1 rRNA gene is annotated in these 380 nt (G+C 48.2%); it reads right to left on the bottom strand.

What is annotated here, in order from left to right:
• Window positions 1–380 (bottom strand): 23S ribosomal RNA (locus tag I6E24_RS16770); the annotation flags it as partial.

Below are 380 nucleotides of genomic sequence, written 5' to 3'. Positions count from 1 at the left end.
CGAAGTGCTTTTCACCTTTCCTTCACAGTACTGGTTCACTATCGGTCTCTCGGGAGTATTTAGCCTTACCGGATGGTCCCGGCTGATTCACGCAGAATTCCTCGTGTTCCGCGCTACTCAGGATACCGCTATGCTTCGTCTTGTTTCGAATACAGGACTGTCACCTTCTATGGTCGAACTTTCCAGATCGTTCTTCTCACAAGAGTTCTTGCAATGTCGTGGTCCTACAACCCCATTCATGCCGTAACATGAATGGTTTGGGCTCTTCCCCGTTCGCTCGCCACTACTGGGGGAATCATTGTTATTTTCTTTTCCTGCAGGTACTAAGATGTTTCAGTTCCCTGCGTTAGCCCCTTACATTAGTAAGGTGATATCCCTTC

The sequence above is a fragment of the Bacteroides caecigallinarum genome (genome assembly GCF_021530995.1).
GTDB classification, from domain to species: Bacteria; Bacteroidota; Bacteroidia; order Bacteroidales; family Bacteroidaceae; genus Phocaeicola; species Phocaeicola faecigallinarum.
Note: the sequence above shows the minus strand (reverse complement) of the source record. Positions and strands in the feature narration are given on the sequence as shown.